This is a genomic window from Kribbella sp. DT2 (assembly GCF_049844575.1).
Classification (GTDB): Bacteria; Actinomycetota; Actinomycetes; order Propionibacteriales; family Kribbellaceae; genus Kribbella.
This window is the reverse complement of record NZ_JBNCLH010000003.1, coordinates 293,769-319,382: the sequence shown is the minus strand read 5'-3', so window position 1 is coordinate 319,382 and position 25,614 is coordinate 293,769. Positions and strand designations below refer to the sequence as shown.

Annotated in this window: 33 protein-coding genes and 1 pseudogene; 21 read left to right on the top strand and 13 right to left on the bottom strand. The window is 67.6% G+C overall.

Annotation, left to right across the window (positions count from 1 at the left end):
• Positions 1-21: 21 nt before the first annotated feature.
• From pstB to ACLQ2O_RS14965, 6 genes are all read left to right on the top strand, one after another.
• Positions 22-918 (top strand): phosphate ABC transporter ATP-binding protein PstB, encoded by an 897-nt coding sequence (gene pstB / locus ACLQ2O_RS14990; protein WP_425831529.1) that lies wholly within the window; start codon positions 22-24, stop codon positions 916-918.
• Between the two features lie 2 nt (positions 919-920).
• Entirely contained in the window at positions 921-1,766 is an 846-nt protein-coding gene (locus tag ACLQ2O_RS14985) for a response regulator transcription factor (protein WP_425831527.1), read from the top strand.
• A 91-nt stretch (positions 1,767-1,857) separates the two neighbouring features.
• The gene (locus ACLQ2O_RS14980; protein WP_425831525.1) at positions 1,858-3,213 is read left to right on the top strand and encodes an FAD-dependent oxidoreductase; all 1,356 of its coding nucleotides are present in this window, start codon (positions 1,858-1,860) and stop codon (positions 3,211-3,213) included.
• A 27-nt stretch (positions 3,214-3,240) separates the two neighbouring features.
• Entirely contained in the window at positions 3,241-3,891 is a 651-nt protein-coding gene (phoU, locus tag ACLQ2O_RS14975) for a phosphate signaling complex protein PhoU (RefSeq protein ID WP_425831523.1), read from the top strand.
• Between the two features lie 149 nt (positions 3,892-4,040).
• The gene (locus tag ACLQ2O_RS14970) at positions 4,041-4,472 is read left to right on the top strand and encodes a PadR family transcriptional regulator (RefSeq protein ID WP_425831521.1); all 432 of its coding nucleotides are present in this window, start codon (positions 4,041-4,043) and stop codon (positions 4,470-4,472) included.
• A 68-nt stretch (positions 4,473-4,540) separates the two neighbouring features.
• The gene (locus tag ACLQ2O_RS14965; RefSeq protein ID WP_425831519.1) at positions 4,541-5,770 is read left to right on the top strand and encodes an APC family permease; all 1,230 of its coding nucleotides are present in this window, start codon (positions 4,541-4,543) and stop codon (positions 5,768-5,770) included.
• 208 nt (positions 5,771-5,978) lie between these two features.
• On the opposite strand, the gene ACLQ2O_RS14960 is transcribed toward ACLQ2O_RS14965, so the two are convergent.
• The 4 genes from ACLQ2O_RS14960 to ACLQ2O_RS14945 all read right to left on the bottom strand — a co-directional run bounded on the left by ACLQ2O_RS14960 (position 5,979) and on the right by ACLQ2O_RS14945 (position 10,815).
• Positions 5,979-6,800 (bottom strand): sulfite exporter TauE/SafE family protein, encoded by an 822-nt coding sequence (locus ACLQ2O_RS14960; protein WP_425831517.1) that lies wholly within the window; start codon positions 6,798-6,800, stop codon positions 5,979-5,981.
• A gap of 279 nt (positions 6,801-7,079) precedes the next feature.
• Positions 7,080-8,309 carry an MFS transporter gene (locus tag ACLQ2O_RS14955; RefSeq protein ID WP_425831515.1) on the bottom strand — a complete coding sequence of 410 codons (1,230 nt, stop codon included), beginning with the start codon at positions 8,307-8,309 and terminating at the stop codon, positions 7,080-7,082.
• Positions 8,309-9,715, bottom strand: coding sequence for an FAD-dependent oxidoreductase (locus ACLQ2O_RS14950; RefSeq protein ID WP_425831513.1), 1,407 nt, complete (start codon positions 9,713-9,715; stop codon positions 8,309-8,311). Before ACLQ2O_RS14950 ends, ACLQ2O_RS14955 begins: the two co-directional genes overlap by 1 nt.
• The gene (locus ACLQ2O_RS14945) at positions 9,712-10,815 is read right to left on the bottom strand and encodes a M28 family metallopeptidase (RefSeq protein WP_425831511.1); all 1,104 of its coding nucleotides are present in this window, start codon (positions 10,813-10,815) and stop codon (positions 9,712-9,714) included. The genes ACLQ2O_RS14950 and ACLQ2O_RS14945 overlap by 4 nt, the downstream gene beginning before the upstream one ends.
• Before the next feature lie 585 nt (positions 10,816-11,400).
• On the opposite strand from ACLQ2O_RS14945, the gene ACLQ2O_RS14940 reads away from it, so the two are divergent.
• The 5 genes from ACLQ2O_RS14940 (at position 11,401) to ACLQ2O_RS14920 (ending at position 15,127) form a co-directional block, all read left to right on the top strand.
• Entirely contained in the window at positions 11,401-11,754 is a 354-nt protein-coding gene (locus ACLQ2O_RS14940) for an ArsR/SmtB family transcription factor (protein WP_425831509.1), read from the top strand.
• Positions 11,755-11,831: 77 nt separating this feature from the next.
• Positions 11,832-12,479 (top strand): three-helix bundle dimerization domain-containing protein, encoded by a 648-nt coding sequence (locus tag ACLQ2O_RS14935; RefSeq protein ID WP_425831507.1) that lies wholly within the window; start codon positions 11,832-11,834, stop codon positions 12,477-12,479.
• Between the two features lie 34 nt (positions 12,480-12,513).
• Positions 12,514-13,602 carry an ACR3 family arsenite efflux transporter gene (gene arsB, locus ACLQ2O_RS14930; RefSeq protein WP_425831505.1) on the top strand — a complete coding sequence of 363 codons (1,089 nt, stop codon included), beginning with the start codon at positions 12,514-12,516 and terminating at the stop codon, positions 13,600-13,602.
• Positions 13,603-13,625: 23 nt separating this feature from the next.
• Positions 13,626-14,048 (top strand): arsenate reductase ArsC, encoded by a 423-nt coding sequence (locus ACLQ2O_RS14925; protein WP_425831503.1) that lies wholly within the window; start codon positions 13,626-13,628, stop codon positions 14,046-14,048.
• A 35-nt stretch (positions 14,049-14,083) separates the two neighbouring features.
• Entirely contained in the window at positions 14,084-15,127 is a 1,044-nt protein-coding gene (locus ACLQ2O_RS14920) for an ArsO family NAD(P)H-dependent flavin-containing monooxygenase (protein WP_425831501.1), read from the top strand.
• Here the strand turns inward: ACLQ2O_RS14920 and ACLQ2O_RS14915 are convergent.
• Positions 15,111-16,103 (bottom strand): three-helix bundle dimerization domain-containing protein, encoded by a 993-nt coding sequence (locus ACLQ2O_RS14915; protein WP_425832612.1) that lies wholly within the window; start codon positions 16,101-16,103, stop codon positions 15,111-15,113. The genes ACLQ2O_RS14920 and ACLQ2O_RS14915 overlap by 17 nt on opposite strands.
• A gap of 40 nt (positions 16,104-16,143) precedes the next feature.
• Positions 16,144-16,479: an ArsR/SmtB family transcription factor gene (locus tag ACLQ2O_RS14910; RefSeq protein ID WP_425831499.1), complete on the bottom strand. Its 336-nt coding sequence runs from the start codon at positions 16,477-16,479 to the stop codon at positions 16,144-16,146.
• An 82-nt stretch (positions 16,480-16,561) separates the two neighbouring features.
• Between ACLQ2O_RS14910 and ACLQ2O_RS14905 the strand changes: the two genes are divergently transcribed.
• A complete protein-coding gene (locus ACLQ2O_RS14905; protein ID WP_425831497.1) occupies positions 16,562-17,620 on the top strand; it encodes a flavin-containing monooxygenase in 1,059 nt (352 codons plus the stop codon).
• A 6-nt stretch (positions 17,621-17,626) separates the two neighbouring features.
• Here ACLQ2O_RS14905 and ACLQ2O_RS14900 read toward each other — a convergent pair whose 3' ends face one another.
• Together ACLQ2O_RS14900 and ACLQ2O_RS14895 are read right to left on the bottom strand one after the other, a co-directional pair.
• The gene (locus ACLQ2O_RS14900; protein WP_425831495.1) at positions 17,627-17,854 is read right to left on the bottom strand and encodes a hypothetical protein; all 228 of its coding nucleotides are present in this window, start codon (positions 17,852-17,854) and stop codon (positions 17,627-17,629) included.
• A gap of 292 nt (positions 17,855-18,146) precedes the next feature.
• Positions 18,147-18,491 carry a PadR family transcriptional regulator gene (locus tag ACLQ2O_RS14895; protein WP_425831493.1) on the bottom strand — a complete coding sequence of 115 codons (345 nt, stop codon included), beginning with the start codon at positions 18,489-18,491 and terminating at the stop codon, positions 18,147-18,149.
• Positions 18,492-18,549: 58 nt separating this feature from the next.
• Here ACLQ2O_RS14895 and ACLQ2O_RS14890 point away from each other — a divergent pair, with 58 nt between their 5' ends.
• The gene (locus ACLQ2O_RS14890) at positions 18,550-19,533 is read left to right on the top strand and encodes an ATP-binding cassette domain-containing protein (RefSeq protein ID WP_425831491.1); all 984 of its coding nucleotides are present in this window, start codon (positions 18,550-18,552) and stop codon (positions 19,531-19,533) included.
• Positions 19,534-19,580: 47 nt separating this feature from the next.
• On the top strand, positions 19,581-20,318 hold the full coding sequence (locus ACLQ2O_RS14885) for an ABC transporter permease (protein WP_425831489.1): 738 nt from the start codon (positions 19,581-19,583) through the stop codon (positions 20,316-20,318).
• Between the two features lie 3 nt (positions 20,319-20,321).
• Here the strand turns inward: ACLQ2O_RS14885 and ACLQ2O_RS14880 are convergent, their stop codons facing one another.
• The 4 genes from ACLQ2O_RS14880 to ACLQ2O_RS14865 are packed head-to-tail and all read right to left on the bottom strand — an operon-like array spanning position 20,322 to position 22,412.
• Complete coding sequence (locus ACLQ2O_RS14880) at positions 20,322-21,329, bottom strand: permease (protein WP_425831487.1); 1,008 nt, start codon at positions 21,327-21,329, stop codon at positions 20,322-20,324.
• 9 nt (positions 21,330-21,338) lie between these two features.
• Positions 21,339-21,665 carry an ArsR/SmtB family transcription factor gene (locus ACLQ2O_RS14875; protein WP_425831485.1) on the bottom strand — a complete coding sequence of 109 codons (327 nt, stop codon included), beginning with the start codon at positions 21,663-21,665 and terminating at the stop codon, positions 21,339-21,341.
• Positions 21,656-22,012: a rhodanese-like domain-containing protein gene (locus ACLQ2O_RS14870; RefSeq protein WP_425831483.1), complete on the bottom strand. Its 357-nt coding sequence runs from the start codon at positions 22,010-22,012 to the stop codon at positions 21,656-21,658. The genes ACLQ2O_RS14875 and ACLQ2O_RS14870 overlap by 10 nt, the downstream gene beginning before the upstream one ends.
• A 58-nt stretch (positions 22,013-22,070) precedes the next feature.
• Positions 22,071-22,412 (bottom strand): ArsR/SmtB family transcription factor, encoded by a 342-nt coding sequence (locus ACLQ2O_RS14865; protein WP_425831481.1) that lies wholly within the window; start codon positions 22,410-22,412, stop codon positions 22,071-22,073.
• A gap of 314 nt (positions 22,413-22,726) precedes the next feature.
• Here ACLQ2O_RS14865 and ACLQ2O_RS14860 point away from each other — a divergent pair, with 314 nt between their 5' ends.
• Genes ACLQ2O_RS14860 through ACLQ2O_RS14830 form a run of 7 tightly spaced genes read left to right on the top strand, consistent with a single transcriptional unit; the run spans position 22,727 to position 25,255 of the window.
• Positions 22,727-23,098, top strand: coding sequence for a hypothetical protein (locus ACLQ2O_RS14860; RefSeq protein WP_425831479.1), 372 nt, complete (start codon positions 22,727-22,729; stop codon positions 23,096-23,098).
• Between the two features lies 1 nt (position 23,099).
• A complete protein-coding gene (locus tag ACLQ2O_RS14855; RefSeq protein ID WP_425831477.1) occupies positions 23,100-23,600 on the top strand; it encodes a MerR family transcriptional regulator in 501 nt (166 codons plus the stop codon).
• Positions 23,587-23,922 (top strand): hypothetical protein, encoded by a 336-nt coding sequence (locus tag ACLQ2O_RS14850; protein WP_425831475.1) that lies wholly within the window; start codon positions 23,587-23,589, stop codon positions 23,920-23,922. Before ACLQ2O_RS14855 ends, ACLQ2O_RS14850 begins: the two co-directional genes overlap by 14 nt.
• Positions 23,923-23,925: 3 nt before the next feature.
• Positions 23,926-24,264 carry a YnfA family protein gene (locus ACLQ2O_RS14845; protein ID WP_425831473.1) on the top strand — a complete coding sequence of 113 codons (339 nt, stop codon included), beginning with the start codon at positions 23,926-23,928 and terminating at the stop codon, positions 24,262-24,264.
• A gap of 26 nt (positions 24,265-24,290) precedes the next feature.
• Positions 24,291-24,683, top strand: a complete 393-nt coding sequence (locus ACLQ2O_RS14840; protein WP_425831471.1) for an ester cyclase — start codon at positions 24,291-24,293, stop codon at positions 24,681-24,683.
• A 7-nt stretch (positions 24,684-24,690) separates the two neighbouring features.
• A complete protein-coding gene (locus tag ACLQ2O_RS14835; protein WP_425831469.1) occupies positions 24,691-24,933 on the top strand; it encodes an NADPH-dependent FMN reductase in 243 nt (80 codons plus the stop codon).
• On the top strand, positions 24,917-25,255 hold the full coding sequence (locus tag ACLQ2O_RS14830) for an NADPH-dependent FMN reductase (protein ID WP_425831467.1): 339 nt from the start codon (positions 24,917-24,919) through the stop codon (positions 25,253-25,255). The genes ACLQ2O_RS14835 and ACLQ2O_RS14830 overlap by 17 nt, the downstream gene beginning before the upstream one ends.
• Before the next feature lie 273 nt (positions 25,256-25,528).
• On the opposite strand, the pseudogene ACLQ2O_RS14825 reads toward ACLQ2O_RS14830, so the two are convergent.
• A pseudogene (locus tag ACLQ2O_RS14825) lies at positions 25,529-25,594 on the bottom strand (hypothetical protein); the annotation flags it as partial.
• Between the last annotated feature and the right edge of the window lie 20 nt (positions 25,595-25,614).

Below are 25,614 nucleotides of genomic sequence, written 5' to 3'. Positions count from 1 at the left end.
GACACCTCAGGAGACCACCACATGACGCACGTCGAACCAGACCTGGCCACCGTCCCCGAGACCGTCGGCATACCAGGCGCACCCCACGGAATCCAGGTCGATCTGGGCGGACGCAACCAGAAAACCCCCGCCGGAGAACCTGACGGCGTGATCGAGCTGCGGAACCTCGAGGTCTTCTACGACAAGTTCCGCGCGGTGTCGGGAGTCGACCTGCTGTTCGGCAGCAAGGAGATCACCGCGCTGATCGGCCCGTCCGGCTGCGGCAAGTCGACCGTACTGCGGTGCCTCAACCGGATGAACGACCTGGTCCCCGGCGCTCACGTCTTCGGTGACGTGACGTTCCACGGCGCCGACATGTACGCGCCCGAGGTGGACGTGATCGAGGTACGGCGCCGGATCGGGATGGTGTTCCAGAAACCGAACCCGTTCCCCAAGTCGATCTACGACAACGTTGCCTACGGCCCCCGCGTCACCGGGATGAAGACAGACAACATGGACGACGTCGTCGAGCAAGCCCTGCGGGGCGCGGCTCTGTGGGACGAGGTCAAGGACAAACTCAAGCAGAGCGCCTTCGGCCTGTCCGGCGGACAGCAGCAAAGGCTGTGCATCGCCCGGACGATCGCCACCAGCCCCGAGGTCATCCTGATGGACGAGCCGTGCTCGGCGCTGGACCCGATCGCCACCGCCAAGATCGAAGACCTGATGGTCGACCTGGCCAAGACCTACACGATCATCATCGTCACCCACAACATGCAGCAGGCCGCCCGCGTCTCGCACCGGACCGCGTTCTTCACCGCCGCGGCCGACGAACAAGGACAACGCACCGGCCGGCTGGTCGAGTACGACCTCACCGGCAAGATCTTCGGCAACCCCGCCGACAAGCGCACCGAGGCATACATCACCGGCCGGTTCGGCTAAAGATGACCAGTTCGATGGTGAACGCGTGGGAGTCGGACAACTCCCAGTTCCATGCCCGGCGCCGGGCATGCATGTCCGGAACCGGCAAAGTCCATCACCGAGTCGCCGTACTGCTCGTCGACAACGGCGAGGAGGTCGGCCAGTTCGTCAAGGCGATCGAAGGTCAGCCTGTCGAACTGCACGTATGCGCGGAGCCCGCCGAGGCACTCCTATACGTCGGCCGACTGTGTCCCGACGTGGTCATTCTCGGCCCGGGCGGCGGGCTGCTGGACCCGATCGACTTCCTCACCATCGTTCGCACCGACGACCCGCAACTTCCCATCGTGGTCGGCGCCGGCGCGGACAGTGCCGACTTCACCGTCCGCGCCCACCATGCCGGCGCCAGTGCGGTGATACCGCGGCCCTATCGGGTTCGCGAACTGCTTGCCCTAGTCAACTCGTTGTCCCCGACCGCGCATCAGGTCGAGCTCAGGCCGTTGGCGATCGATCTTGGCCGCCTCCGGGTCGACGGCGCCGTTCCGCAGATGTGGCTGGACGGCAAGCTGATCGATTTACCGCCGATGGAGTTCCTGCTACTGCGGTTCTTCGCCGAACGGCTCGGCGCGCTCATCACCCGCCAAGAAGTTCTCGACGCGGTCTGGGGGCAAGGGTCATCGGTCCGCAGTAACACCCTCAACGTCCACATCATGCGGCTGCGCAAACGACTCGGCGACGACGACCAGAATCCCCGCTGGATCCGGTCCGTCCGTGGCCTCGGCTTCCAGTTCAGCGTCCCCGAAATCGAGCCGGTGACCCGCCCCGAGGCAGCTGGCGCGGCATCCGGCGTCAGCGAAGAGTTCGCCGGATGATGATGCCAAAGGCCACCAACATTCGATCCGGCCTGGTGGCCTGGCGTGATCCGGCACGATCGCCGGGCGGAGACGACGGGAGCTGAGGTCTGTGCGGGTACTGGTGATCGGCGGAAGCGACGCCGGCGTGAGTGCAGCCCTGAGGGTGCGGGAGCACTCGCCCGAGACCGAGGTCACAATGCTGGTCGCGGACGTCTATCCGAACTTCTCGATCTGCGGAATCCCCTACCACCTGTCCGGGGAAGTGCCCGCCTGGCAGGTCCTGGCACACCGCACCAACGCCGAGATCGAAGCGACTGGCATCGACCTGCGCACCAACCATCGGGCCACCGCCATTGATCCTGAGGCCAAGATCGTCAGCGCGACTACCGACGACGGGCCGGTCGACCTGAGCTACGACCGGCTGGTGATCGGCACCGGCGCAGAGCCGCTCCGGCCATCCATCGCAGGCCTCGACAACCTGGGACCCGACGATGGAGTGCACCTGCTGCACACCATCGACGACGCCCGCCGGCTCGACGCCGACCTCGTACGCCGGAGCGCCCGGCAGGTGATCATCATCGGCGCCGGCTACATCGGCATCGAAATGGCCGAGGCACTGGTCAACCGCGGTCTGAACGTCACGCTCCTCGAGCGCCTCGACACGGTGCTCCCCCGCACCCTCGACCGCGAACTCGCCGACGAGATCACCGCCGAACTGGTCAGGCATGGCGTCGAGGTCAGCTGCGGCACCACTGTGGACGAGATCCAGCGCGACGGCGATCATCTGGTCGTGACCGCCGAAGACGGAACCCGCCGGGGCGACGCCGTACTGGTCGTCAGTGGTGTCAAACCGGACAGCGCGCTGGCCGCTTCGGCCGGCATCGAGACCGACTCGCACGGCAGCATCCTCGTCGACCGACGGATGCGGACGAACCTCCCGGACATTTGGGCCGCCGGAGACTGCGTGCACACACATCACGTGCTGCTGGCGGAGCCCGCCTACGTTCCGCTTGGCACAACCGCCCACAAGCAGGGCCGAGTTGCGGGCGAGAACGCGGCCGGTGGCGACCGGGAGTTCGCCGGCATCGTCGGCACTCAGGTCGTCCGGGTCTTCGACCGGGTAGTCGCCGCAACCGGCCTTCGAGACACGGAGGCGGGTGCTGCCGGATACGAGTCGCTGACCGTCCAAACCACCGCCGACGACCACAAGCGCTACTACCCCGGCGCAACTCCCATCCAGATCCGAATCACCGGCGACCGCAGTACGGGCCGGCTCCTCGGCGCTCAGCTCGTCGGGACTCACGGCGCCGAGATCGCCAAGCGCGTCGACACCTACGCCGTCGCACTCCACCAAGGCCTGACCGTCGACCAATTGCTCGACCTCGACCTGTCTTACACCCCACCGCTGGGCAGTCCCTGGGACGCCGTCCAGCTAGCCGCGCAGGCCTGGCTCGCCGCGCGCTAACCCACACCGTCAGCGGAGGCAGACACTATGCGCGAGACCTACCACGAGCAGCTCGACGAAATCCTGGTCGAGCTCGAACGCATGACCCGCAGTGTGTCGACCGCGGTACGGCGTTCGACCAGCGCGCTGCTTACCGCCGACCTCGGAACCGCCGAAGAAGTGATCGCCGCAGACTCCCAACTCGATGTCAGCGGTGAGGCCGTTGAGGCGAAGGTGTTCGACCTGATGGCCCGCCAGGCCCCGGTCGCCAACGAACTGCGAATGCTGGTCGCCGCGCTGCGGATGGTCGCCGACCTGGAGCGGATGGGCGACCTGGCCGCCCACGTCTCCAAGATCGCCCGCCTGCGCTACCCAGCACCCGCCATCCCGGCCGAACTCCAGGGCGTGATCGCGGACATGGGACGGGTCGCCGAGCGGATGGTCAACCAGGCCGGGGACGTCATCCAGACGCGCGACGTAGACGCCGCCTACCGGCTCGAATCCACCGACGACGAGATGGACAAGCTCCGCAGCAACCAGTTCCGCCTGATGATGGACGACTCCTGGCCCCACGGCGTCGAGGTCGCCGTCGACATCGCCCTACTCGGCCGGTACTACGAACGCATCGCCGACCACGCCGTCTCCATGGCCCGACGCGTCATCTTCCTCGTCACCGGCGAACTACCAGCCCCGCGGTAACCACCCCCGTCAGCGCGCCTCCGCTGTGCCCTGTCGCGAGCCGCGCCCGGCCGACCGGCCGATTCCAGAGCCACTGACCACGGTTGAAGAAGGACTCCCCTATGGTGTGCTGGTGTCGGATTCCGATATCAGAGTTCTGAGGGCGGTCGATGGCGACCGAGGTCGTGCGGCAGGAACGGCACGGCAGTGACGGTTCGTGTCGATGGGGCAGTGGCGTGATGAAGGAGTTCCTGCGAGGCGCGGCACGGCTCCACATCCTGCATCACGCTGCCGAGGAGGAGATCCACGGCGCGTGGATGACGGCGGAGCTTGCTCGGCACGGGTACCAGATCTCCGCGGGCACGCTGTATCCGACGCTGCACCGGTTGCAGGACGAGGGCTTGCTGACCTCGCGTCATGAGGTGGTGAACGGCAAGACTCGCCGGCTGTACCGGATCACCGATGCCGGCGAGGCGATGCTCGCCGAGGGGCGGCGCGCCGTCGCCGAACTCGCTGGCGAAGTCATCGTCAGCAGGGTGGGGACCGATCTCGCCGGCAGCGATGACGACCAGTTCAAGAAACCGCGGAGAGGGCACACGTGAGCCACAGCGACAGCTCAGGTCAGACCGGAGACGCAGCCCCGTCGGGCCTGGCGCGGCGGTTGGGCACGTTGGATGCGGTGCTGATCGGGTTGGGTTCGATGATCGGTGCCGGGGTATTCGCAGCGTTCGCGCCGGCTGCCGCGGCTGCCGGCGCAGGACTACTGATCGGCCTGGCCGTGGCTGCGGTGGTGGCGTACTGCAACGCCACCTCCTCGGCTCAGCTGGCCGCTGCCTATCCGACGTCCGGCGGCACGTATGTCTACGGCCGGGAGCGCCTCGGTGACTGGTGGGGATTCCTTGCCGGCTGGGGGTTCGTGGTCGGCAAGACCGCCTCGTGTGCTGCGATGGCGCTGACCTTTGCCGCCTACGCTGTCCCGGAGGCGTGGCGTAAACCGGTCGCGGTAGCGGCGGTGCTCGGTCTAGCCGCGGTCAACTATCGCGGCATCACCCGGACCGCTCGGCTGACCCGGATCCTGATCACGATCGTCCTGATCGCCCTGACCGTGGTGGTGGCCGCCAGCCTGCTCGGCGGTGCCGCGGACAGCGGCCACCTGGCCGGCTGGGCCACCCCCGACGGCGGCTGGTACGGGATCCTGCAGTCGGCAGGCCTACTGTTCTTCGCCTTCGCCGGCTACGCACGGATCGCCACCATGGGGGAAGAGGTCCGCGACCCGCAACGCACCATCCCCCGCGCAGTCCTCATCGCCCTGGCCATCACCGTGGTCGTCTACGCCCTGGTCGGCACCAGCGCGCTGTCGGTGCTCGGCCCGGAGCGCCTCGCCACCGTTCCTGCCCCACTGGCCGAGGTCGTCTCCGCCTCGGGCTGGGCCTCGGCAGCACCGGTGGCCCGGGTCGGTGCGGCCGCGGCAGCGCTTGGCGCGCTCCTGGCCTTGATCGCCGGCATCGGCCGCACCAGCCTCGCCATGGCCAGAGAACACGATCTGCCCGGCTGGCTGGCCGCGGTACATCCCCGGTTCCGGGTTCCGCACCACGCCGAGATGGCCCTCGCCGTTGTAGTCAGTGTCGTCGTACTCCTCGTCGATCTGCGCGGAGCGATCGGGTTCTCATCCTTCGGCGTGCTCATCTACTACCTCATCGCCAACCTGTCGGCATTCACCCAGCCCGCCGATCAGCGCCGCTTCCCCCGCCCCCTGCAGATCCTCGGAGCCGTTGGCTGCGTCGTGCTGGTCGCCACCCTTCCCATCGCTGCCGTGATCGGCGGTCTCGCGCTCTTCGCCGCCGGTGTCATCTACCGACTCGTCCGATTGCGATACTTCAGAACGTCGAGCGCAGCCTAACCCCGTGATCGCAACTCTCGTTCCGATCCAGTCCTTGGTTCGGCGGTGCCGGCCTCGACAGCTCGACTTTGTGTCGATGACCGCCTTGGCCCCGCCACGATCCGGCTCGCCGCCGAGGTGTGGACGAACTAGGGGTGAGTCGTGTTCGCCATCCTCTGGCAGAGCGACAACGAGACCTCCGATTGTTTCACCGGGGTGGATTCCGGGGTCATTGGTGGCGCCAGACTTTGATCGCTGAGGCCAGGAGGAGCGCGACCAGGAGCGGGACGATCACGACGGCGGGGACCACGTTGAGCAGCAGACCGCCGATCAGTGTTCCGGCGATCGAGCCGGCCGTCATGGTCAGCACGAAAGTCTTGTTGCTGCGCAGGATCTCGAAGCTGGAGTCTTGGGAATAGCGGGCGAACGCGACCAGCATGGTGGGCAGCGAGACTGCCAGCGACAGGCTTCCGGCGAGCTTGATGTCGATGCCGTAGAGCAGCACGATCGTGGGGATCAGCAGTTCGCCGCCAGCCACTCCCATGAGCGCGGCCACGACCCCGATCGCCACGCCGGCGACCAGGCCCACGATGAGCCTGACCGGTGCTGGGAGCTCGAGGGTGCCCACGGGCCCCAGATGGGATCCGGCGAGCGCGGCCGCGATGACGACCAGCAGGACGGCAAGGACCTTGTAGAGGGTCGCTGACCGCATCCTGGTGGCCCAGGTTGCCCCGATCCAGGCGCCGACCAGGCTGCCCGCGAGCAGGTTCGCCACCACGGCCCACTGCGAACTGACATCGTCCAGAGGAACCGCCAGCAGCCGGGCGGGTAGCGCGGTGAGCACCACGATCAGGCTCATCGCCTTGTTCACGATCACCGCCTGTAGGGCGATAAAACCGAACAGGCCGATCAGCAGCGGGAGCCGGAACTCGGCTCCGCCCAAGCCGATCATCCCGCCCAGCACTCCGATCAAAGCGCCTGTGGCCAGCGCGAGCGGGAGCGAGCGCGCTACCGGTGCTGACGTTGGCGGGATGATCGCCGACCCGGTCACTGATCCCTCCGAACCCTGTCGTTGCTGTACAGGGCCAGTATCCGGCCGGCCCCTCGCTGATTGCCGTCCGAGGTAGACCCGATGATCTCAGAAACGACCTTCCGGCTGTACGGGATCAGCTAATCCGCCCGTTTGCGGGCTGGGGACAGCGTTCTGATAGAACGATCAGCACCCTTCGAATGTCTCGTTGACGTGCGGGGTTCGTGGTCAGGTGATGAGGTCGATGCCGTGACGGTCGAGGCTCGGAATCCCTGCCCGCGGAACGTGATCGCTTGGCTCCTACGCACCCATCGGAGGTAGCTGCCGGACGAGGGCCAACAACACCCCGGCGATGATGCAGGCAGCCGCGACGAAAAGTACAAGAGGCCGGTAGCCGGCTGTCGCTGCAAGGAGCGCTCCGCCAAGTGGCGCGGCGGCGCGGGCGATCAGTACGGGCGTTGCGAGCGTGCCCGCGATTGTCGCGTAACCGGTGGACCCGTAGCGATCGAGCAGGATCGCGGGGGTGGCGATCGAGGCGACACCGAAGCCGAGCCCGAAGAGGACGAGACAGGCGATAGCACCGGCGAGGTGCCGGCCGGCGAGTGGTAGTAGCGAGATCGCGGCCCCTTGGATGACCAGGATGCCGGCGGTGGTAGTGGCCATGGGCAACCACCGCTGGGAAACCGTGGCGACGACGCGGCCGGTGACCGAGAGCAGACCGAGAAGCCCGGCGAGGGTCGCAGCCAAGGCGGGTGAGTGGCCGAGACTGATGAGGTAGAGAACAAGATGGATCGCGATCACCGCCAGGGCCGCGCTGTGCAGGACGAACGCGACGGCCACCAACCAGAAGCCTGGATCCCGCAGGACCCGGCTCGGCGACGCGGCTGCCCGCGGCGCTGCATGCGCGCCCCGCGGGCCGGTACGGCGTAACGCTGCCGCGTGTAGCGGGACGGTGATGAAGGCGAGCAAACCCGCCAGGACCAGCAACGTCTGACGCCAGCCGAAGGCCTGGACCAGCTGGCCGGTGAGCGGGATGAAGATGGTACTGGCGAAGCCGGCCACCAAGGTGATGCCGAGCAGCGCCTTCGCACGCTGAGCAGGTGCCGCGACCGCGACCACCACCGCGAACGCCGGTTCGTACAGGACCATTGCCGAGGCAGCACCGATCGCGACGAAAACGGCGTAGAGCTCGACGACCGTGCTGACCTGCGACCATGCCAGGACGGATGCCGCGCCGAGTAGCGAGCCGGCGGTCATCAGCGCGTGACCGCCGCGTGCATCGAGCCAGCGACCGACGGGGACCGACATCAGCCCGCTGACGAGGACCGCCGCCGTGAGGGCGCCGGCAGCCGTGGCCGTCGAGATGCCGAGGTCGCGACTCATCGGACCTAGCAACACGCTGAACGCGTAGTACAGAACGCCGTAACCGACTGTCTGGGTGACAGCCAGAGCGGCCACGAGGCGATGCGGACCACCGCTCCCGACCCCAGCGGAATCGGGAACGGTGGCCACGGCCTCGCGAGAGGGCATCAGCTGCAGCAGCCCGACTGGTCGGTCGGCTTGGTCTCGGTCACGGTCAGCAGACCTCCGCTGATCCCCGTCGCCAGCCCGCGACCGGCTGGTGCGGGGATCGAGACCGCCTGCGGAGCCGGACCGCAGCACCCACCGGAGGCCTCCTCCGAAGCGTCGTCGACGGCGAGGTTGGAAGAGCAGACGCCGGTTTCCGGCAGGTTGAGTTGCACATCGCGAGCAGCCTCCCAGTCACCGGCCAGCGCCGCGACCACCGAGCGGGCCTGCTCGTACCCGGTCGCCAGCAGGAACGTCGGCGCCCGGCCGTACGACTTCGCACCGATCGCGTAGTAGCCCTGCTCCGGGTGCGCCAGCTCTTCGGCACCGTGCGGCGGAACCGTGCCGCAGGAGTGCTGGTTCGGGTCGATCAGCGGCGCCAGCGCACGGGTCGATCCGAGGATCGGGTCCAGGTCGAGCCGCAACTCGGAGACGACCTCGTGGTCCGGCCGGAAGCCGGTCGAGTTGACGACGGTGTCCGCCACGACGCGTCGCTCCCCCGCCGAAAGCTCGACCCGACCGTCCGGAGTTCTCGTCGCGGCCTCGATCCGGAAGCTGCTGACCAGTTCCACCTGGCCGGACCGAACCAGATTCTTCAGTCGGGAACCGAGCGCACCGCGGGCCGGCAACTCGTCGTCGGCCCCGCCGCCATACGTACGAGCCTGGTCTGCGCCTCGCACCACCCAGACGACCTCCGTCCCCGGAACCTGGTCGGCCAGATCGCCGAGGTCGAGCAGAGTTGTGGCAGCGGAGTGGCCCGCGCCGACTACCGCCGTACGGCGGCCGGCGAAGCGGTCCCGATCACGGCCGAGCACGTCGGGCAGAGCACGCGAGATGTCGTCGGCGACTTCGGCCTCACCCCCGGCGGGGATTCCGGAACCACCCAGGACGTTCGGGCGGCGCCAGGTCCCGGCTGCGTCGATCACGGCGCCGGCGAGGATCTCGCTGCCGTCGGCGAGCCTGACGAGGAAGGGCGCCTCCTCGCGGCCCGCAGTACGGAGCCGGTCGAAGCCGACTCGGGTGACGGCGGCCACCTGAGCGTCGTACCGGATGTGGTCGGCTAGCTCCGGGGCCTTGGCCAACGGGCCGAGATAGGAGTCGATCAGGTCGCCGCCGGTGGGCAGGGTCTCCAGGTCGGGCGCGGTCCAGCCCGCCCGCTCGAGCAGGCGCCGGGCAGCGCTGTCGATGTCGTAGCGCCACGGGCTGAAGAGCTTGACGTGCCGCCATTCGTCGATCGCCGCGGCCACGTTCGGACCTGACTCCAGTACGACGAAGTCCAGGCCACGCTCGGCCAGATGGGCAGCGGCGGCGAGTCCGACAGGACCTGCGCCGATCACCACGACCGGCAGGTCTTTCACCACGAGGTTCATTGAGTTTCTCCAAGCTGTGCAGGGGTTTCGACCAGCTGTCGAACTGTGGCCAGCACGAGGCCGGCCGAAGCAAGCAGAGTTCCTGGATCGACGCGATCCGGTGTCTCGGCGGGGGTCTGGTAACCGGGCATGCCCATCCCGATCCCGACGGCAGGTAGCCCTGCCGCGGCATAGCGGCGGTTGTCGGATGCCATCGCGCCGGCCCGCAACGCTACGCCGGTCTGGCGGCCGGCCTGATCGATGGCGGCCAGGAGCGGTTCGGCCGGACCGCCTGCCTCGACAGCAGCAGCAGCACCGAGCTGGGCCGCGCCGTCGATATTGATCACATAGGTGCCGGCCTCGACTTGAGGCGCGTGGTGAGCCGAGCCTCGGGCACCCGCCTCCTCACCATCGAGAAACGCGACGGTCAGCGCGACACCAGGTTCATCGGCGAGGATGCGTGCTGTCTCGAGGACAACGGCAACACCAGAAGCGTTGTCGGCGGCCGCAGGCAGTCGCTGCTCCGGGTCGTCACCCACCCCGTCGTAATGGGCGGTCAGCAAGACAGGCACGGCGCCGGGACGACTGAAGCGGCCGTACACGTTGGTGCCGGTCGCGGTGATCGTGTGCAGGGGCATCGTCACGGTCACCTCACCGGCCAGCCCGGCGTGAAGGTCGGTGCGGATCGACACGATGGGAACTTGGCCGGTTGCCGGTCCCGCGATCATCTTGGGCATCCAGCCGGCCTCATCGACTCCCCGAGGAACCAGCAGTCCGGCCGCACCCTCCGACGAAGCGCGAGTGATTGTCGCTTCGTCGGCAGCTTTCACGACGACCCAGCGGTCTTGCCACGACTCCGCAGCTTCTGAGGTCAGCAGACCGGACAACGGTTCGATCACCGCACTCGAGGTGAGCTGTTCGGCGAAGTCGCGCCGGTGCGCCAACGGCCGACCGTTGTAGATCACGCTCGGAGTGGCCTGGAGTTCCTTCACCCCCGGGACAGTGAAGTTGTCCAAAGCAACGGATGCGCCGATCTGTTGCAGGCGGTCTGCCAGCCACTGCGCGGCAGCCTGACCACCGGCGGTCCCGACCCGGCGACCGGCGTACCGGTCGGCGGCCAACTCGTTGATGGTTGCCATCATCCGGTCAGCGGAGGCGTCGTCGAGACCGGCAGCCTTGGCCACGAGCGGCCCCGGCGACGCCGTGGTCATCCGCAGCACCCACTGCCGGCGACAGGCTCAGCAGCCGCCGTCGAACCGCAGCAACTGCCCGCCGCAACCGGCGTATCGGTTCCACAGCAACCGCCCGCTGCCTCCGCAATTGACTCGCTGCTCGGCGAGCTGCCGCAACAGCTTCCTGCTGCGGGCGGATTGAAGGCTTCCGTCGGGCTGCTTGCGAAGCCGCCTGTCGGTGTCTCTGCGTTCATGTCTGTCAACCTCCGTGGTGGTCAGTAAGGGAACTGGCGGTACGTCACGCTGCTGCGGGCCCGGCTACGTTGTGCTTCCGCACGGCAGGACGGCGTGCATACCTGGCCGCATGCGTCGCAGAAGTCCACTCGCCCCCGGGTGCGGGTCAACCGCTGCAAGAGCTTCACCATCACGACCTCCCCGCCGCCGGGCGGCTGTCACCGCCGGGACAACATTGATCTTCATCTAATCAGCGGTCCCCACCTTGCATCCTGTTTCGACAAGAGTCAAGATAGACGCATGTCGAAGCAGCAGATTCTCGAGGAACGCAGCGGCGGGTGCTGTACGCCGATCATGGTTGCGGCGCTGGATTCTGCCGCCGCCGGCGAGGGCGCAGCCGTCTTCAAGGCCCTCTCGGACCCGATTCGGCTCCGCCTGATGTCGATCATCGCCTCCGCCGGCAAAGAGGTCTGCGTGTGCGACATCACCGGCTACTTCGACGTCAGCGCGCCCACCATCTCGCATCACCTGCGAGTCCTCCGCGAGGCGGGCCTGGTCGACTGTGAGCGCCGCGGCACCTGGGTCTACTACTGGCCGCTGCCGGAGCGCCTGACCTGGGTTTCGACGCTGCTGTCGGTGCCGGCCGCGGTCTGACGAGCCCGCTTCACCTGCTGTTCATCGACGTACATCAATGTGGGCCGCGCCAGCGGCCGACCGTCAGGAGTTTCGCCATGCCCACCACCGCAGAAGACCTCGCTCTTCTCGATGTCGACACCGTACTGACGCGCGCCGCGGAACGGCTCTCGGACCGTTTCGCCGGCGTCTTCAGCCCCGAGACCGTCGACCGCTACGTGCACGAGTCGTACGTCGCGCTCTTCCGCACCGCCAAGGTACAGCGCCACCTGCCCGCACTGGCTGAGCACTTCGCGGGCGACCGACTGACCGCCTTGGCTCACGCCAAGGGCGCGGTGACGAGCCCTGTGCCGCAGGTGCTGTTCCTGTGCGTGGCGAACGCCGGCCGCTCCCAGATGGCCGCAGCCCTGCTCAGCCACCACGCCGAAGGCAAAGTGGTCGTCCGCTCAGCCGGATCGCAACCCGCGGGTGACATCGAGGAACCTGTCGCTCCGCTGCTGAACGAGCTCGGCATCGCGATTGCCGAGGCCTACCCGAAGCCGCTGACCGACGACGTCGTCCGCGCGGCCGATGTGGTGGTGACCATGGGATGCGGCGACGCGTGCCCCGTCCTACCAGGCAAGCGGTACTACGACTGGACCATCGACGACCCAGCCGGTCAGCCTGCCGATGTCGTCCGCCGGATTCGTGACGACATCGACACCCGCGTTCGCGCCCTGCTGGCCGAACTGACGCACGTCTCGTGACCGCCCCGAACGCCGACCAACTGGAGCTGAATCTGTGAGCGACCTCGTAGCCGAGACCAGGACCACCGACGACGGATCGGTCGTCGCCAAGCTCTCCTTCCTGGATCGGTTTCTGGCCGTCTGGATCCTGCTGGCCATGGGCGCCGGGCTGCTCCTCGGCCGCGTCATCCCCGGCCTGGACGACGCCCTCGACGCGGTCAAGGTCGGCTCCGTGAGCCTTCCGATCGCGATCGGGCTGCTACTGATGATGTACCCGGTGCTCGCCAAGGTCCGCTACACCGAGACAGCCCGCGTCACCGGTGACCGCCGCCTCCTGATCGCGTCGCTGGTGCTCAACTGGGTTCTCGGCCCGGCATTGATGTTCGCGCTGGCCTGGTTGCTGTTGCCGGACCTCCCGGAGTACCGGACTGGTCTGGTGATCGTCGGCCTGGCCCGGTGTATCGCGATGGTGCTGATCTGGAACGACCTGTCCTGCGGGGACCGGGAAGCGGCCGCAGTGCTGGTCGCGATCAACTCTGTCTTCCAGATCATCGCGTTCGCGGCACTCGGCTGGTTCTACCTGCAGATCCTGCCGGGCTGGCTCGGACTCGAGACCACGAGCGCGGAGTTCTCCGTCGGGGCGATCGCGCTGAGTGTGCTGGTCTTCCTCGGCATTCCACTTCTTGCTGGATACCTCACTCGGACACTCGGCGAACGCGCCAAGGGCCGCGACTGGTACGAAGGCCGCTTCCTCCCGAAGATCGGCCCGATCGCCCTGTACGGGCTGCTCTTCACGATCGTCATGCTGTTCGCCCTGCAAGGCGACGCGATCACCAGCCGGCCGCTCGACGTAGTACGAATTGCCCTGCCGCTGCTCGCATACTTCCTCCTCATGTTCGGCGGTTCCTTTGCCCTCGGCCACCGTCTCGGCCTCGGCTACGCCAAGACCGCCACCCTCGCTTTCACTGCCGCAGGCAACAACTTCGAACTCGCCATCGCCGTCGCGATCGGCACCTTCGGCGTCACCTCAGGACAGGCCTTGGCCGGTGTCGTCGGGCCTCTGATCGAGGTACCGGTCCTGGTCGCTCTGGTCTACGTGTCACTCTGGGCCAAGCGGCGCTTCTACCCCGAAACCGTCAACTAACACCGCTGCAAGGAGTGCTTCCCGTGTCTGACAGCATCACCGAAGTCTTGTTCGTCTGCATCCACAACGCCGGCCGCTCGCAGATGGCCGCCGCGCTGCTGGACCACCATGGCGCCGGGCGTGTCGTCGTCCGGTCCGCGGGCTCGCAGCCAGCCGACCAGCTCAACCCGGCAGTCGTCGAGGCGATGGCCGAGCTGGGCCTGGACATCTCCAAGGAGTTCCCGAAGCCGCTCACCGATGACGCCGTCAAGGCCTCCGACGTCGTCATCACGATGGGCTGCGGCGACGAATGCCCTTACTACCCGGGCAAGCAGTACCTCGACTGGAAGCTCGAAGACCCGGCAGGCCAGGGCATCGACGCTGTGCGGCCGATCCGCGACGAGATCGACACCCGCGTCCGCGCACTCCTCGCCGAGCTCGTCCCGTCCACCGACCCGGTCAACTGAACCAGCCAGCGGGACCACCGCGCGAGGTGCGCGTGGTGGTCATCGGCGGTGGCCAGGCAGGCCTGGCCACCGGGTTCTACCTGCGCCGCGCCGGCCTGGTTCCCGGTGAGGACTTCGTGATTCTCGATGCGGCCGAGCAACCCGGTGGTGCCTGGGCGCAGATGTGGCCGACTCTCCGGACCTTCTCACCGACCCAGCATTCGTCGCTGCCAGGCTGGATGATGCCCGCCGGGACTGCGGACAGCGGCTATCCGTTGGCGGCTCATGTGGTCGACTACCTGACCCGCTATGAGGAGCGCTATCAACTCTCCGTACTGCGGGGAGTCCGGGTGTCGTCAGTCCAGTACGGCTACCGCGGCCGTCTCGTCGTGTCCACCGCTCACGGCGACTGGATCGCTGAGCACATCGTGTCCGCGACCGGAACCTGGTCCAGACCGTTCGTGCCGACGTACCCCGGCCACTTCGGCGGACGCCAACTGCACAAAGCGCAGTACCGGCAGGCTTCTGACTTCGCCGGTGAGCGGGTGATGATCGTCGGCGGCGGCAACTCCGCGGCCCAGATCCTCGCCGAGGTGTCCGAGGTCGCCGACACCACCTGGGTGACCCTTCGCCCGCCACGCTTCCTGCCCGACGACGTCGACGGGCGCGCACTCTTCGAGATCGCCACCAACCGCCGTCGCACTCGCGAGGCGGGCGGACCTGACACCGGCGGCGTCGCGGGCCTGGGCGACATCGTGATGGTCGACAGCGTGCGCGCCGCCCGCGACCGCGACGCGCTCCACGCCCGTGGCCCCTTCGACCGACTCACCGAACAGGGCGCCCGCTGGCCCGACCGCACCCATCTCACCGTCGACACCATCATCTGGTGCACCGGCTTCCGCCCCGCGCTCCACCATCTCGCGCCCCTCGGCCTCCGCGGACCCAACGGCCTCATCGCGGCCGAAGGCACGCAAGCCGTCAAGGAACCCCGCCTCCACCTGGTCGGGTACGGCGACTGGACCGGCCCTGCCTCCGCCACTCTCATCGGCGTAGGCCAGACCGCACGCGCCCTAGCGGCGGAGATCACAGCAGCTCTTTGAGCAACTCCCGCACCTGCCGTTCGATCTCGTCCCGGATCTGCCGCACCGCCGCCAGCGGCCGGCCTTCAGGATCATCGATCGGCCAGTCGAGGTACCGCTTCCCCGGGTAGACGGGGCAGGCGTCGCCGCAGCCCATCGTGATGACGACGTCGGCAGCCCTGACCACCTCATCGGACAACGGCTTCGGATAGGTACCACCCAGGAAGACGCCAACCTCGTCCATCGCAGCGATGACAGTGGGATCCACGGCCGCAACCGGGAACGAACCCGCCGATCTGACCAGAATCCGGTCGCCCGCCAGTTGGCTCATCAGGCCGGCCGCCATCTGAGAGCGCCCGGCATTGCGGACACACACGAACAACACCTCGCTGCCGGACCCGCTGCTCTTCCCACTCGCCTTGGCCAGAGCGCTGAGCCGGTCCGCCGCGAAGCTCGCCGTCAGGGACGGCAGGAACCGGCGGATCCGGGAACGCGACGCGAGCATCTCGTAGCTCTCGTCCACGTACCGCCTGACCGTCTCCGGCGAGAAGATTCCGGCGAAACGATCCGCCAACTGGGCAGCGATGTGTTCGAGTTGTCGATGCACCACCGCTCCAGCAGGGTCCATCGAAACCCGGCTCTGACTGGCCGGCGCGGGAGCGGAACTCTGCTCCGCCACCTCGATCCCGAGCAAGGCCGCCAGCTCCGCCAGCGCGTGATGGGTCGGCCGATAGAAAGTGAACGACCGCCGCCGCTCGCGGATCAACAGCCCCGCCTCACACAGCTGCCGCAGGTGATGACTGATCGTCGTCGGTGCCCCGTCCGCCTCGGCCGCAAGCTGACTACGGCTGACCTCGCCCGCGGGATGCGTCAATACGACGCTCATCAACCGCAACCGCACCGGATCGGCAACCGCACTCAGCAACGTCGCCCGATACTCCGCATCCTCCCGCGACAACGGCACCTGGAGTGACAGCCGGCGAGACGGTTTTGACATGCGTCGATCTTCACATCTGTCTATATAGAGGTCAACGCTGTCAGCAGCAGCTCTGGAGGTAAGCCTGCAAATCCGCGAGCGCCGTCGCGCTGCCCTGCTTGTCCGCGCGATACAGGACGGCTTTGCCTTCGCGGCGCGAGGTGACAACGCCGCCGCGACGGAGCAGGTCGAGCTGCTGGGATGCGGTGGACTGGCCGATACCGGCGTGCTCGGCTACCTCGTTGACGGACAGTTCGGCGCCGCGAGTGAACAGCAGCATGATCCGCTGCCGGGTCGGACTCGCCAGGGCTTTGAGGAAGTCATGCGTCGCCGCGGAGAGCTCGACCGGCTCCACAGCGCACGCGGGAGCCGCATCGGTCTCGGTCTGCTTGGCCATCGCTGTCCCTCCGGTCGATCCTGAGCCAGCCTAGCTCGTATCGTCATTTCGTCATATTGGGATATGAAGATATGTTGTCACCATGACTTCCTCTTCTGAACCTGTGGTGGTTGTTGGCGGCGGCCAGTCCGGCCTGGCGGGCGCGCGAGCCCTGCTGGATGCGGGACTACGGCCGGTGGTCCTGGAGTCCGGGAGCCGGCCGGTGGGTTCCTGGCCGTCGTACTACGACTCGCTGACCCTCTTCTCACCGGCTCGCTACAGCGGATTCCCCGGGATGCCGTTCGCTGGCGCCCCGGATCGGTACCCGATCCGCGACGAGGTCGTGGACCACCTGGAGAAGTACGCCGCGAGCCTGAGCGCAGAAATCCGAACCGGCGCAACAGTGGCCGGCGTGGAGCAGGCCGGCAATGGTTTCGACGTCCACCTGGAGGACGGCAGCACGCTGCACGCCTCTGCCGTGGTCGCCGCATCAGGCTCGTTCCGCAACCCATTCATACCGGAGCTCCCAGGACGGGAGTTGTTCAGCGGCGAGGTACTGCACGTGGCCGACTACCGCTCACCGCAGCCGTACGCCGGCCGCCGGGTCGTAGTCGTTGGCGCCGGGAACTCCGCAATCCAGGTCGCCTATGAACTGGCCTCGGTCGCGAAGGTGACCCTAGCCACCAGAGCGCCAGTCCAGTACCTGCCACAGATCCGCGGCGGTCACGACATCCACTTCTGGCTCAACAAACTGAAGCTCGACCTGCTGCCACCCGCAGTACTGGCACGCCTTTTCAGCGGAACACCGGTACTGGACACCGGCATCTACCGAACCGCGATCGAGTCCGGCAACCTACCGCGCCGCGACATGTTCACCGCCTTCAACCCTGACGGCGTCGTCTGGCCCGGCGGAGAGCACGAACAGGTAGACGCGGTGCTGTTCGCCACCGGCTACCGCCCACACCTCCCGTACCTACGAGACCTCGAAGCGCTCAGCCCAGACGGAATGCCGCTGCACCGCCAGGGACTGTCGACCACCCATCCCCGCCTCGCCTACCTCGGCATCGAGTTCCAGCGCTCCTTCTCGTCGAACACCCTCCGCGGCGTACACCGCAACGCGAGATTCGTCGCAGGCGCATTGAAGCAGCAACTGAGCCGCTGACAATTGCTACCCGACGAAGACACGGGGCAGGTTGCGACCGGCCAGCGCGATGCGAATCAGACTGGCCGGTACCGCCAAGGCCATCGCCCAGGTCATCGCCGGAGCGGCGAGGGCTACAGCCGTGAGCATGCCGAGGTCGAGCAGGATCAACACCAGGCTGGCCGGCCCTGCGAGCCGGATCGTCGCGCGGTTGTTGCTCCTGGCAACGACACCGAGAGTCGCCGCGACAGCCACGGGAATTCCCCAGGTCCAAGCGTGCCCGGTGATCAAGGTCGTGCCCCAGAGACCGGCGAATGCCGGGCGCTGATCAGCAGAGCGATCGCAGTACGCCGTCCTGAGGAATGGCAGGCGAAGGCGGCAGCCACCAATTGCGGCCGCCCGAATTCAACGATCGCCGAACGTGCGGCGTCAGCCGGCGACTGGCCGCGACGTAGCTGGCACTGGAAGGTCTCCTCCAGGCCGTCGGCCAGTTCCTCGACGGCCTCGACCGGGAGGCGCCGTGCGAGCTCGGCCAGGTACCCCTCGATCAGGTCGCGGCCGGCCAGGGGCGTGGTTCCAAAAGGGTCGTCACGGCGCTCGCGAACTCGCGCCAGTTGGCTCGTTCACCGGCAAGCTTCTCCTGGCCATCGGCGGTGAGCTGGTAGCTGCGCCGGCGGCGCCCGTCGACGACCGACCAGGACCCGCTGATCAGTCCAGCTCGCTCGAGCCGGTGCATGGCCGGATAGACCGTGCCGGTCGGCAGGTCGAAGCGGCCGCTGCTGCCGTCCCGCAGAGCCTCCTTGATCGCATAGCCGTGCCGCGGCCCGTCGGCCAGCGTGGCCAGCAACAGAACGTCGAGGTGACCTTTCAAGGCTTGCGCATCCGCCCTCATAAGTAGTTATCCTACAACAATCGGATAGGTAGTAATCCTAGCTATAGGCGGTGTCGTGATGAGCGAACCTGCGATCGTGGCCGCTGGACTCGTGAAGCGGTTCGGATCGATCGATGCTCTGCGCGGCGTCGACCTGGAGGCGCGCGCCGGAACCGTACTGGGACTGCTCGGGCCTAACGGGGCCGGCAAGACGACTGTGGTCCGGATTCTCGCGACCCTGTTGCGGCCGGATGCGGGCACTGCCCGGGTGATGGGCCTGGACGTCGTCGGGCAGGCCGCAGCCGTGCGGCGGCAGATCGGATTGTCGGGCCAGTACGCGGCGGTCGACCCGTACCTCACCGGCCGGGAGAACCTGCAGCTGATCGGCCGGTTGTCCGGCCTGAGCCGCACCCTCGCGCGCCGGCGTGGCGACGAACTGCTGGATTCGTTCGACCTGACCGGGGCAGCAGATCGAGTTCTTCGAGGCTATTCGGGAGGTATGCGGCGGCGCCTGGACGTCGCCGCCAGCCTGATCGCCCAGCCCTCGGTGCAGTTCCTGGACGAACCGACCACGGGACTGGATCCTCGGGGGCGGATCGGGTTGTGGCACGCGATCGAGGCACTGGCCGCACAAGGCACGACGGTCCTGCTCACCACCCAGTACCTGGAGGAGGCTGACCAACTTGCCGACACCATCGCGGTCCTCGATGCCGGCCGGGTGATCGCGGCCGGAACGTCCGACCAGCTCAAGGCCCAGGTCGGTGGCGCTCGGCTCGAGTTGCGCGCGGCCCAGGGTATCGATCCGGCCGCAGTGGCAGCGGCCGTCGCACACCTCGGCTCCGGACCACCGGTCATCAACACCGAGGACGGCCGAGTGGTGCTGCCCGTGGCAGACGGGCCCGCAGTACTCGGGGACGCGGCAGTTCGGTTGGCTGCAGACGATGTGCGAGTAACGGACCTGGCGTTGCGAAGGCCGTCGCTGGACGACGTGTTCCTTGCGCTCACCGGCCAGACGGCATCGCCCCGTACTGCGTCAGATCCCGCCGAGACGCGGAGCTCGTGATGGGAACCTCGCGTGGTTTGCGGTGGCTCCTGAGCGATGTCTGCCTAATGACGGGGCGGAACCTCCGGCGGCTGGTCCGGGTTCCGACGTTGATCGCGTTCGCCACGGTGCAGCCGGTCTTGTTCGTGGTTTTGTTCACCTCGGTGTTCGGCGGGGCGATCAGCCCGCCAGGAGTGGAGCAGTACGTCGACTTCCTGCTGCCGGGGATCTTCGTCCTGGCGATCGCGTTCGGTGCATCCCAGACCGGGGTGGCGATCGCGGACGATCTGGCCACCGGGATGATCGACCGTTTCCGCGCGCTGCCGATGACCCGTTCCGCAGTACTGGCCGGGCGGACGGTGGCCGATGCGGTGCGCAACTTGTTCGTCTTGCTGTTGATGACGGGCGTCGGACATCTGATCGGGTTCCGCTTCCACGCCGGTGCCGCGGCAGCCGTTGGCGCGATCGGACTGGCGTTGCTGGTCGGTGTCGCGTTCTCCTGGATCAACGCGCTGGTGGGCCTGCTGGTGCACGACGCCGAGACCGCCGGGCTGGTCGGGCTGATGCCGGTGATCGTCTTGGTGTTCACCAGCTCGACCTTCGTCCCCATCGCGACGATGCCGGGCTGGCTGCAGGCCTTCGCGAAGGTCAACCCGATCACCGTCACGGTCGATGCGTTGCGCGCCCTGGTGCTCGGCGGCCCAACTGCGGAGCACGTCTGGCAAGCCATCGCCTGGATCGTCGGGCTGCTCGTGCTCACCGTCCCGATCGCGGTCCTCCGCTACCGACGCATCGCCACCAACTGACGCTCAGAGCCACAGTGGCGCTAGCCAGCCGAGCACGACGGCCCCGAGGTACAGAGACCCGACGACCAGCGCGACGACGCGCCGGCGGGCGATGAGAAGCATGCCGCTGATCGCACCAACGCTGGTACCGGCCCCGGTCACCAGGAACGCCAGCGCCGGACCAGCACCCATGCCACCGTCCATCAGGGTCGCGACCAGCGGTAGCGACCCGTCGGTGTTGAGGTAGACCGGGATACCGAGCAGCGCAGCCAGCGGTACCGCGAAGAACGAGTCGCCGCCAAGGTAATCGGTGAGCCACCGCGTGGGAACCGCCTCGATGAGCAGATAGCCCAGGGTGGCGAACCCGAAGAAGAACAAGGCCAGACGCCGACCGGTAGTGAGAATCTCACGCGCCAACTCGCCGATCTTGAGCCGCGCGACCAACCCGGCTCGCGATCCCGCCGGGGCGAGAACCGCGACAGATCCTGGTGAGGTTCCGGTGCCGGAATCACAAGACGCTGTCATGGCGGCAGCTTGGCCGGACGGCGCCGGAGTACAGGACGTGACTGGAGTGGCCATTCGAGCCTGACCTTCGAGCCAGCCGGTGCGCTCGATCGCGAACGTGGCGAGACCGGCAACGAGGCCGAGCACGATCGCGGCGATGAAGAAGGTCAGCGCGAACGGTGCGCCGAACAGGCCGGTGGACAGAACGAGCTCCTCCGGGCTGGTCAACGGCGAGGCCACCATGAACGCCACCACTGGTGCCCACGGCACGTGCGAGGCCAGCGCCCCGAGGACGACAGCCGTGGTACCGCAGGAACAAAACGGCGTGGCCGCACCCAGGGCTACCGCGCCGATGACAGCGATCGGTGTGCTCTTCCGCAGCCAGACCGCCAACCGGTGTGTGCCGATGTAGACGACCAAGGCAGAGGCGATGACGATACTTGCGGCCAGGAACGGCCACACATGGGTGAACGTGGACCATACGTCGCCAAGGACACGGCCCAGCACATCCAGCACAGAACCGGCCACGATGCTCCCTCAGTCAGTGGAGTGGATGAGCAGCCGGCCAAGACCGTTCAGGGCCTCGAAATCGGCGCGGTAGTTGATTCGATTCCCCTCCCGGTCGGTGGCGACCAGGCCGCTGCGGCGCAGCACCTTCAGGTGGTGACTGATGGTCGGGCCAGTGACGGTGAACCCGCTCGAGAGGTCGCAAACACACCCGCCCTCATCGCCGCAGCCGGCGATCACCGACAGCAGACGAAGCCGGACCGGGTCGGCCAGCGCCTTGAAACCGTCCGCGGCCCGGGCTGCCGCGGCGGTATCGATCGGCGCGACGCCGATCGGCCCGGCCGGTATCAACAGCATGAGTCGAGCGAAGGCCGGACGGGTATCTCGATCGGCCGCCCCTCGTCGACCCAGTCCTGCTTCCCACCGACATACCGGTGCACGTCGTGGTAGCCGAGGTCGACCAATCGCTGGGCAACCCGCAAAGAGCTGTCGCATGCCGCACTGCCGCAGTACACGACGATGCGCTCATCCAGGTTCGGCAGCAACGACTTGGCCAGCTCGACCACGCGCCGGGGCCGGATGTTCACCGCGCCCGGCAGATGCCCTTCCGCGTAGACCTCCTCGGGCAGCGCTTCGACCAGGACACCCTCGCCCCTGGCGATCAGATCGGCCACTTCAGCATGCTGGATCTCGGAAATGGGCATGACGGAACTCCTCAGGTGTCGCTGGTGTGGTGAAAACGGTGAGTCGGTCAGGACTGGCTCAGGTGGATTCGGACAGGCACCAGGCGAGGTCGAGCAGACCGACGACGCAGCGGTCCTCGATGCGGTAGAAGATCCGGTTACCGTCCCGGCGAGTCGCCAAGATGCCCTTGTCGACCAGCCGCTGAAGTTGATTCGACACCGCCTGCGCCCGCAGATCGACGGCCTCGGCCAACTGACTCACCGACAGCTCCTCGTCCCGCACCAACGCGTGCAGCAACCGCAACCTGGTGTCGTTCGCCAAAACCTTGAACACCCCCTCCAACTCAGCCGCATCCGCCGCCCCGATCAAAGGCCGCGCCGCCAACACCGGCCGTCGAGACCCCACCGCCTGCTCACTCATAACCCCACTATTACACAGGCCTGTGTAATAGTGAAGCTACAGGAGAAGCCCCAAACCTGGAGCGGCCGGGAATGACGTGCTCGCCGGGCAGTTGCTCGACCGCCCGGGCCAGTTCCAGTCCGGCCGGCCCGAGCAGATCGGGCGCCAGCTTGCCCACTGTGTCAGTGTTGCCCTAGGCAAGGGGTTGAGACCATACTGCGCGGGCCGCGGATCCGTTGCTGGACCATCTCGGGCCAGTACCGTGAGCGGTGGTCCGGCATCGCTGCGAGATCGGGGTTGCATCCGGTACTGGGGTACAGGTTTACCGTCTACGTATGTGCTCCTCAGACGCCAACACTTCCACCACCGGCCTGGACTGGGTTCCGGCTTCCTGCACGCTGCCAACCGCCGAGCAGCCAATCCGGGTCGCCGAGTTCGACCACCTGTTCTCCGCTTCCGCCCAGGGTGCGGAGCGTATCGATCCCACCACGCTACGGCTGACCCTCGCCGCCGACGCCGAGACTCAGGCGCGGGACCTGGCCGGCCGCGAGACCAGCTGCTGCTCGTTCTTCGGATTCGACTTCAGCCCAGCAGGCGACGCGCTGGCGATGACCGTGACCGTCCCGGCCGCGCACGTCGCGGTACTGGACGCCTTCGCTGCCCGCGCCACCGGCGCAGTCGGCCTGGGCGCGCCCGTGGCCGGCTGACATGAGCATCACCACTCACGCTGGCCTGCGGTCGGGTCAGGTCGCCGATGCGGCGGGGGTGAATCTGCAAACGCTGCGGTACTACGAACGCCGCGGCCTGCTGGCCGAACCCGACCGCAGCCCTGGCGGTCACCGCCTCTACCCACCGGAGGCCGTGACCGTGCTGCGGGTGATCAAAGCCGCGCAGCGGCTCGGGTTCACCCTGGAGGAAATCTCCGACCTGCTCGAGGCCGGCCGCCACCGCCACGGCAAGAAACCAGACGAAGGCCTCCAAGCCAGAGCCCGGGACAAACTGGTCGACGTCGAAGCCAAGATCGCCGACCTGACCGTGATCGCTACTTCGCTTCGGACGGCACTCGATGCGGGATGCGACGACCTGATCGACTGCGCCCACAGCCCCACCTGTCCCCTGCCCTTCGCCGACCTCGCTGCCCACCCGACGCCCACCAGCAAGCGACTGCAGCTGGTCGAAGAATCCGAGGACCACCGTGGCTGTTGCTGACCCGACTCAAGCCGACAAGACCCGTCGACCGTGGCGAGTGGTCGGCGCCGGAGCGATCGCGGTCGGTGCCTGCGCGGTGTGCTGCGCAGGACCCGTGCTGGCCATCCTCGGCGGCCTGTCGATCGCCTCACTCGCCGGCGCCGTATGGGTCCCGGCCCTGGCCATCGTGGCCGTCCTTGCCCTGATCGGCGTGGTCTGGGTCCTGCGCAAGCGCCGCCGCGCCAGCTGTGCCACGGACAGCGGACCGGTCGACCTCGGTATGCCGGCGCCCTCGGCGCCGGCCCGGACGAGTAAGGCCGACGTACCGCTGGATACGTTCTGATCCATGACGATCGCCAAATCCATCGCACTGTTCGTGCTGGCCGCCGTGGCCGAGATCGGCGGGGCCTGGTTGATCTGGCAAGGCTGGCGCGAACACAAAGGCCTATGGTGGATCGCCGCCGGCGTTCTCGCTCTCGGCGCGTACGGTTTCGTCGCGACTTTCCAGCCTGACCCGAACTTCGGGCGGATCCTGGCCGCGTACGGCGGCATCTTCGTCGCCGGCTCCCTGGCCTGGGGCATGCTCGTCGACGGGTTCCGCCCCGACCGGTGGGACATCCTCGGCGCAGCGGTCTGCCTGGTCGGCGTCGCCGTGATCATGTACGCACCGAGGAACGCCACATGACCCATCAGACAGCCAGCGCCGAGCTCGTGGCCAACAAGGCCGTCGTGCAGCGCCTGGTTGACGAAGTCCTCAATGGCGGCAACCTCGACCTCATCGACGAGCTCTACACGCCCGGCCAGGCCGCAGCCGCCCGGGACTGGATCGCGCCGTTCCGGGCATCGTTCCCCGACGTCCACATGGACACCGTCGAACTCGTGGCCGAAGGCGACGTCGTCATCGGGCGATTCACCTGCACCGCCACCCACACCGGCACCTGGTTCGGCCACCCACCCACCGGACGCAGGTTCGTCGCCGTCGACGAAGTCAACCGCTACCGCATCCTCGACGGCCGGATCGCCGAAACCTGGACGCTCGAAGACAACCTCGACCGCCTCACCCAACTCGGCCTACCGCCGGCCACCAACCAGGAACAGGACTGAGCCCCACGTGTCCACGCCGTTTCACGTCCTGCTGATCTCCGGCAGCACCCGCTCCGGATCCACCAACACCGCCGTACTGCGCACCGCGGCCGGCGTCGCACCCGAAGGCATCACCACCACGCTGTTCGACGGCCTGGCCGACTTGCCGGCGTTCAACCCCGACGACGACCACGACCCTCTCCACCCGGCCGTCGCGAAAACTCCGCACTGCGATCGCCGCCGCGGACGCGATCTTGTTCTGCACCCCTGAGTACGCCGGGGCGCTGCCAGGCAGCTTCAAGAACCTGCTCGACTGGACTGTCGGCGGCCCCGAAATGGACGGCCAACCAGTTGCCTGGCTCAACGTCTCCTCGGTCGCCGCACCCACCGGCGGCGCCGATGCCCACGCCTCCCTGGCCAAAGTCATGGGCTACATCAACGCCCGCGTCATCGAGCCAGCCTGCCGACGCATCCCCATGACCCGCCAAGCCATCGGCGACGACGGCACCGTCACAGAACCCGGCATCCGCGAAGAGATCAGCGACGCGCTCCAGACCCTGCAGCGCGAAGTCGCACTCACCTCCACCAACTGAGCTCGTCAGGTCCGGGTCAGGGAGTGACGCTGAACCAGGCGCGCAGCCTCGGTACCCGACGCAGCAGGAACTGATCGAGCAGCAAGACCGCAGCCAGCGTGACCCGAACAGCGGAAGGAACACGCCCAGCGCGACGACTCCCACCGCCAGCGCCGGTGTTGCGCGCAGCGGAAGCCGACCTCGAGGCGCGCCGACCGCCGGGCCCGTCGAGCGCCGGCGCCACCACATCAGCGGTCCGCTGATTGCCATGAAGATGACACCGGCGCAGAACACGGCGCTGGCCCAGAAGTTGACCAGCCCGAGGCGACGGCCTTCGTGCAACGCGATGCCTTGAGACACGACCTTGGCCAACGTCGGAT

Coding starts and splice junctions, on each gene's coding strand:
- pstB (WP_425831529.1), top strand. CDS start 22: ATGACGCACGTCGAACCAGACCTGGCCACCGTCCCCGAGACCGTCGGC.
- ACLQ2O_RS14985 (WP_425831527.1), top strand. CDS start 921: ATGACCAGTTCGATGGTGAACGCGTGGGAGTCGGACAACTCCCAGTTC.
- phoU (WP_425831523.1), top strand. CDS start 3,241: ATGCGCGAGACCTACCACGAGCAGCTCGACGAAATCCTGGTCGAGCTC.
- ACLQ2O_RS14970 (WP_425831521.1), top strand. CDS start 4,041: ATGGCGACCGAGGTCGTGCGGCAGGAACGGCACGGCAGTGACGGTTCG.
- ACLQ2O_RS14955 (WP_425831515.1), bottom strand. CDS start 8,309: ATGCCCTCTCGCGAGGCCGTGGCCACCGTTCCCGATTCCGCTGGGGTC.
- ACLQ2O_RS14950 (WP_425831513.1), bottom strand. CDS start 9,715: ATGAACCTCGTGGTGAAAGACCTGCCGGTCGTGGTGATCGGCGCAGGT.
- ACLQ2O_RS14940 (WP_425831509.1), top strand. CDS start 11,401: ATGTCGAAGCAGCAGATTCTCGAGGAACGCAGCGGCGGGTGCTGTACG.
- ACLQ2O_RS14935 (WP_425831507.1), top strand. CDS start 11,832: ATGCCCACCACCGCAGAAGACCTCGCTCTTCTCGATGTCGACACCGTA.
- ACLQ2O_RS14915 (WP_425832612.1), bottom strand. CDS start 16,103: ATGTCAAAACCGTCTCGCCGGCTGTCACTCCAGGTGCCGTTGTCGCGG.
- ACLQ2O_RS14910 (WP_425831499.1), bottom strand. CDS start 16,479: ATGGCCAAGCAGACCGAGACCGATGCGGCTCCCGCGTGCGCTGTGGAG.
- ACLQ2O_RS14905 (WP_425831497.1), top strand. CDS start 16,562: ATGACTTCCTCTTCTGAACCTGTGGTGGTTGTTGGCGGCGGCCAGTCC.
- ACLQ2O_RS14895 (WP_425831493.1), bottom strand. CDS start 18,491: ATGAGGGCGGATGCGCAAGCCTTGAAAGGTCACCTCGACGTTCTGTTG.
- ACLQ2O_RS14890 (WP_425831491.1), top strand. CDS start 18,550: ATGAGCGAACCTGCGATCGTGGCCGCTGGACTCGTGAAGCGGTTCGGA.
- ACLQ2O_RS14885 (WP_425831489.1), top strand. CDS start 19,581: ATGACGGGGCGGAACCTCCGGCGGCTGGTCCGGGTTCCGACGTTGATC.
- ACLQ2O_RS14875 (WP_425831485.1), bottom strand. CDS start 21,665: ATGCTGTTGATACCGGCCGGGCCGATCGGCGTCGCGCCGATCGATACC.
- ACLQ2O_RS14870 (WP_425831483.1), bottom strand. CDS start 22,012: ATGCCCATTTCCGAGATCCAGCATGCTGAAGTGGCCGATCTGATCGCC.
- ACLQ2O_RS14865 (WP_425831481.1), bottom strand. CDS start 22,412: ATGAGTGAGCAGGCGGTGGGGTCTCGACGGCCGGTGTTGGCGGCGCGG.
- ACLQ2O_RS14860 (WP_425831479.1), top strand. CDS start 22,727: ATGTGCTCCTCAGACGCCAACACTTCCACCACCGGCCTGGACTGGGTT.
- ACLQ2O_RS14855 (WP_425831477.1), top strand. CDS start 23,100: ATGAGCATCACCACTCACGCTGGCCTGCGGTCGGGTCAGGTCGCCGAT.
- ACLQ2O_RS14845 (WP_425831473.1), top strand. CDS start 23,926: ATGACGATCGCCAAATCCATCGCACTGTTCGTGCTGGCCGCCGTGGCC.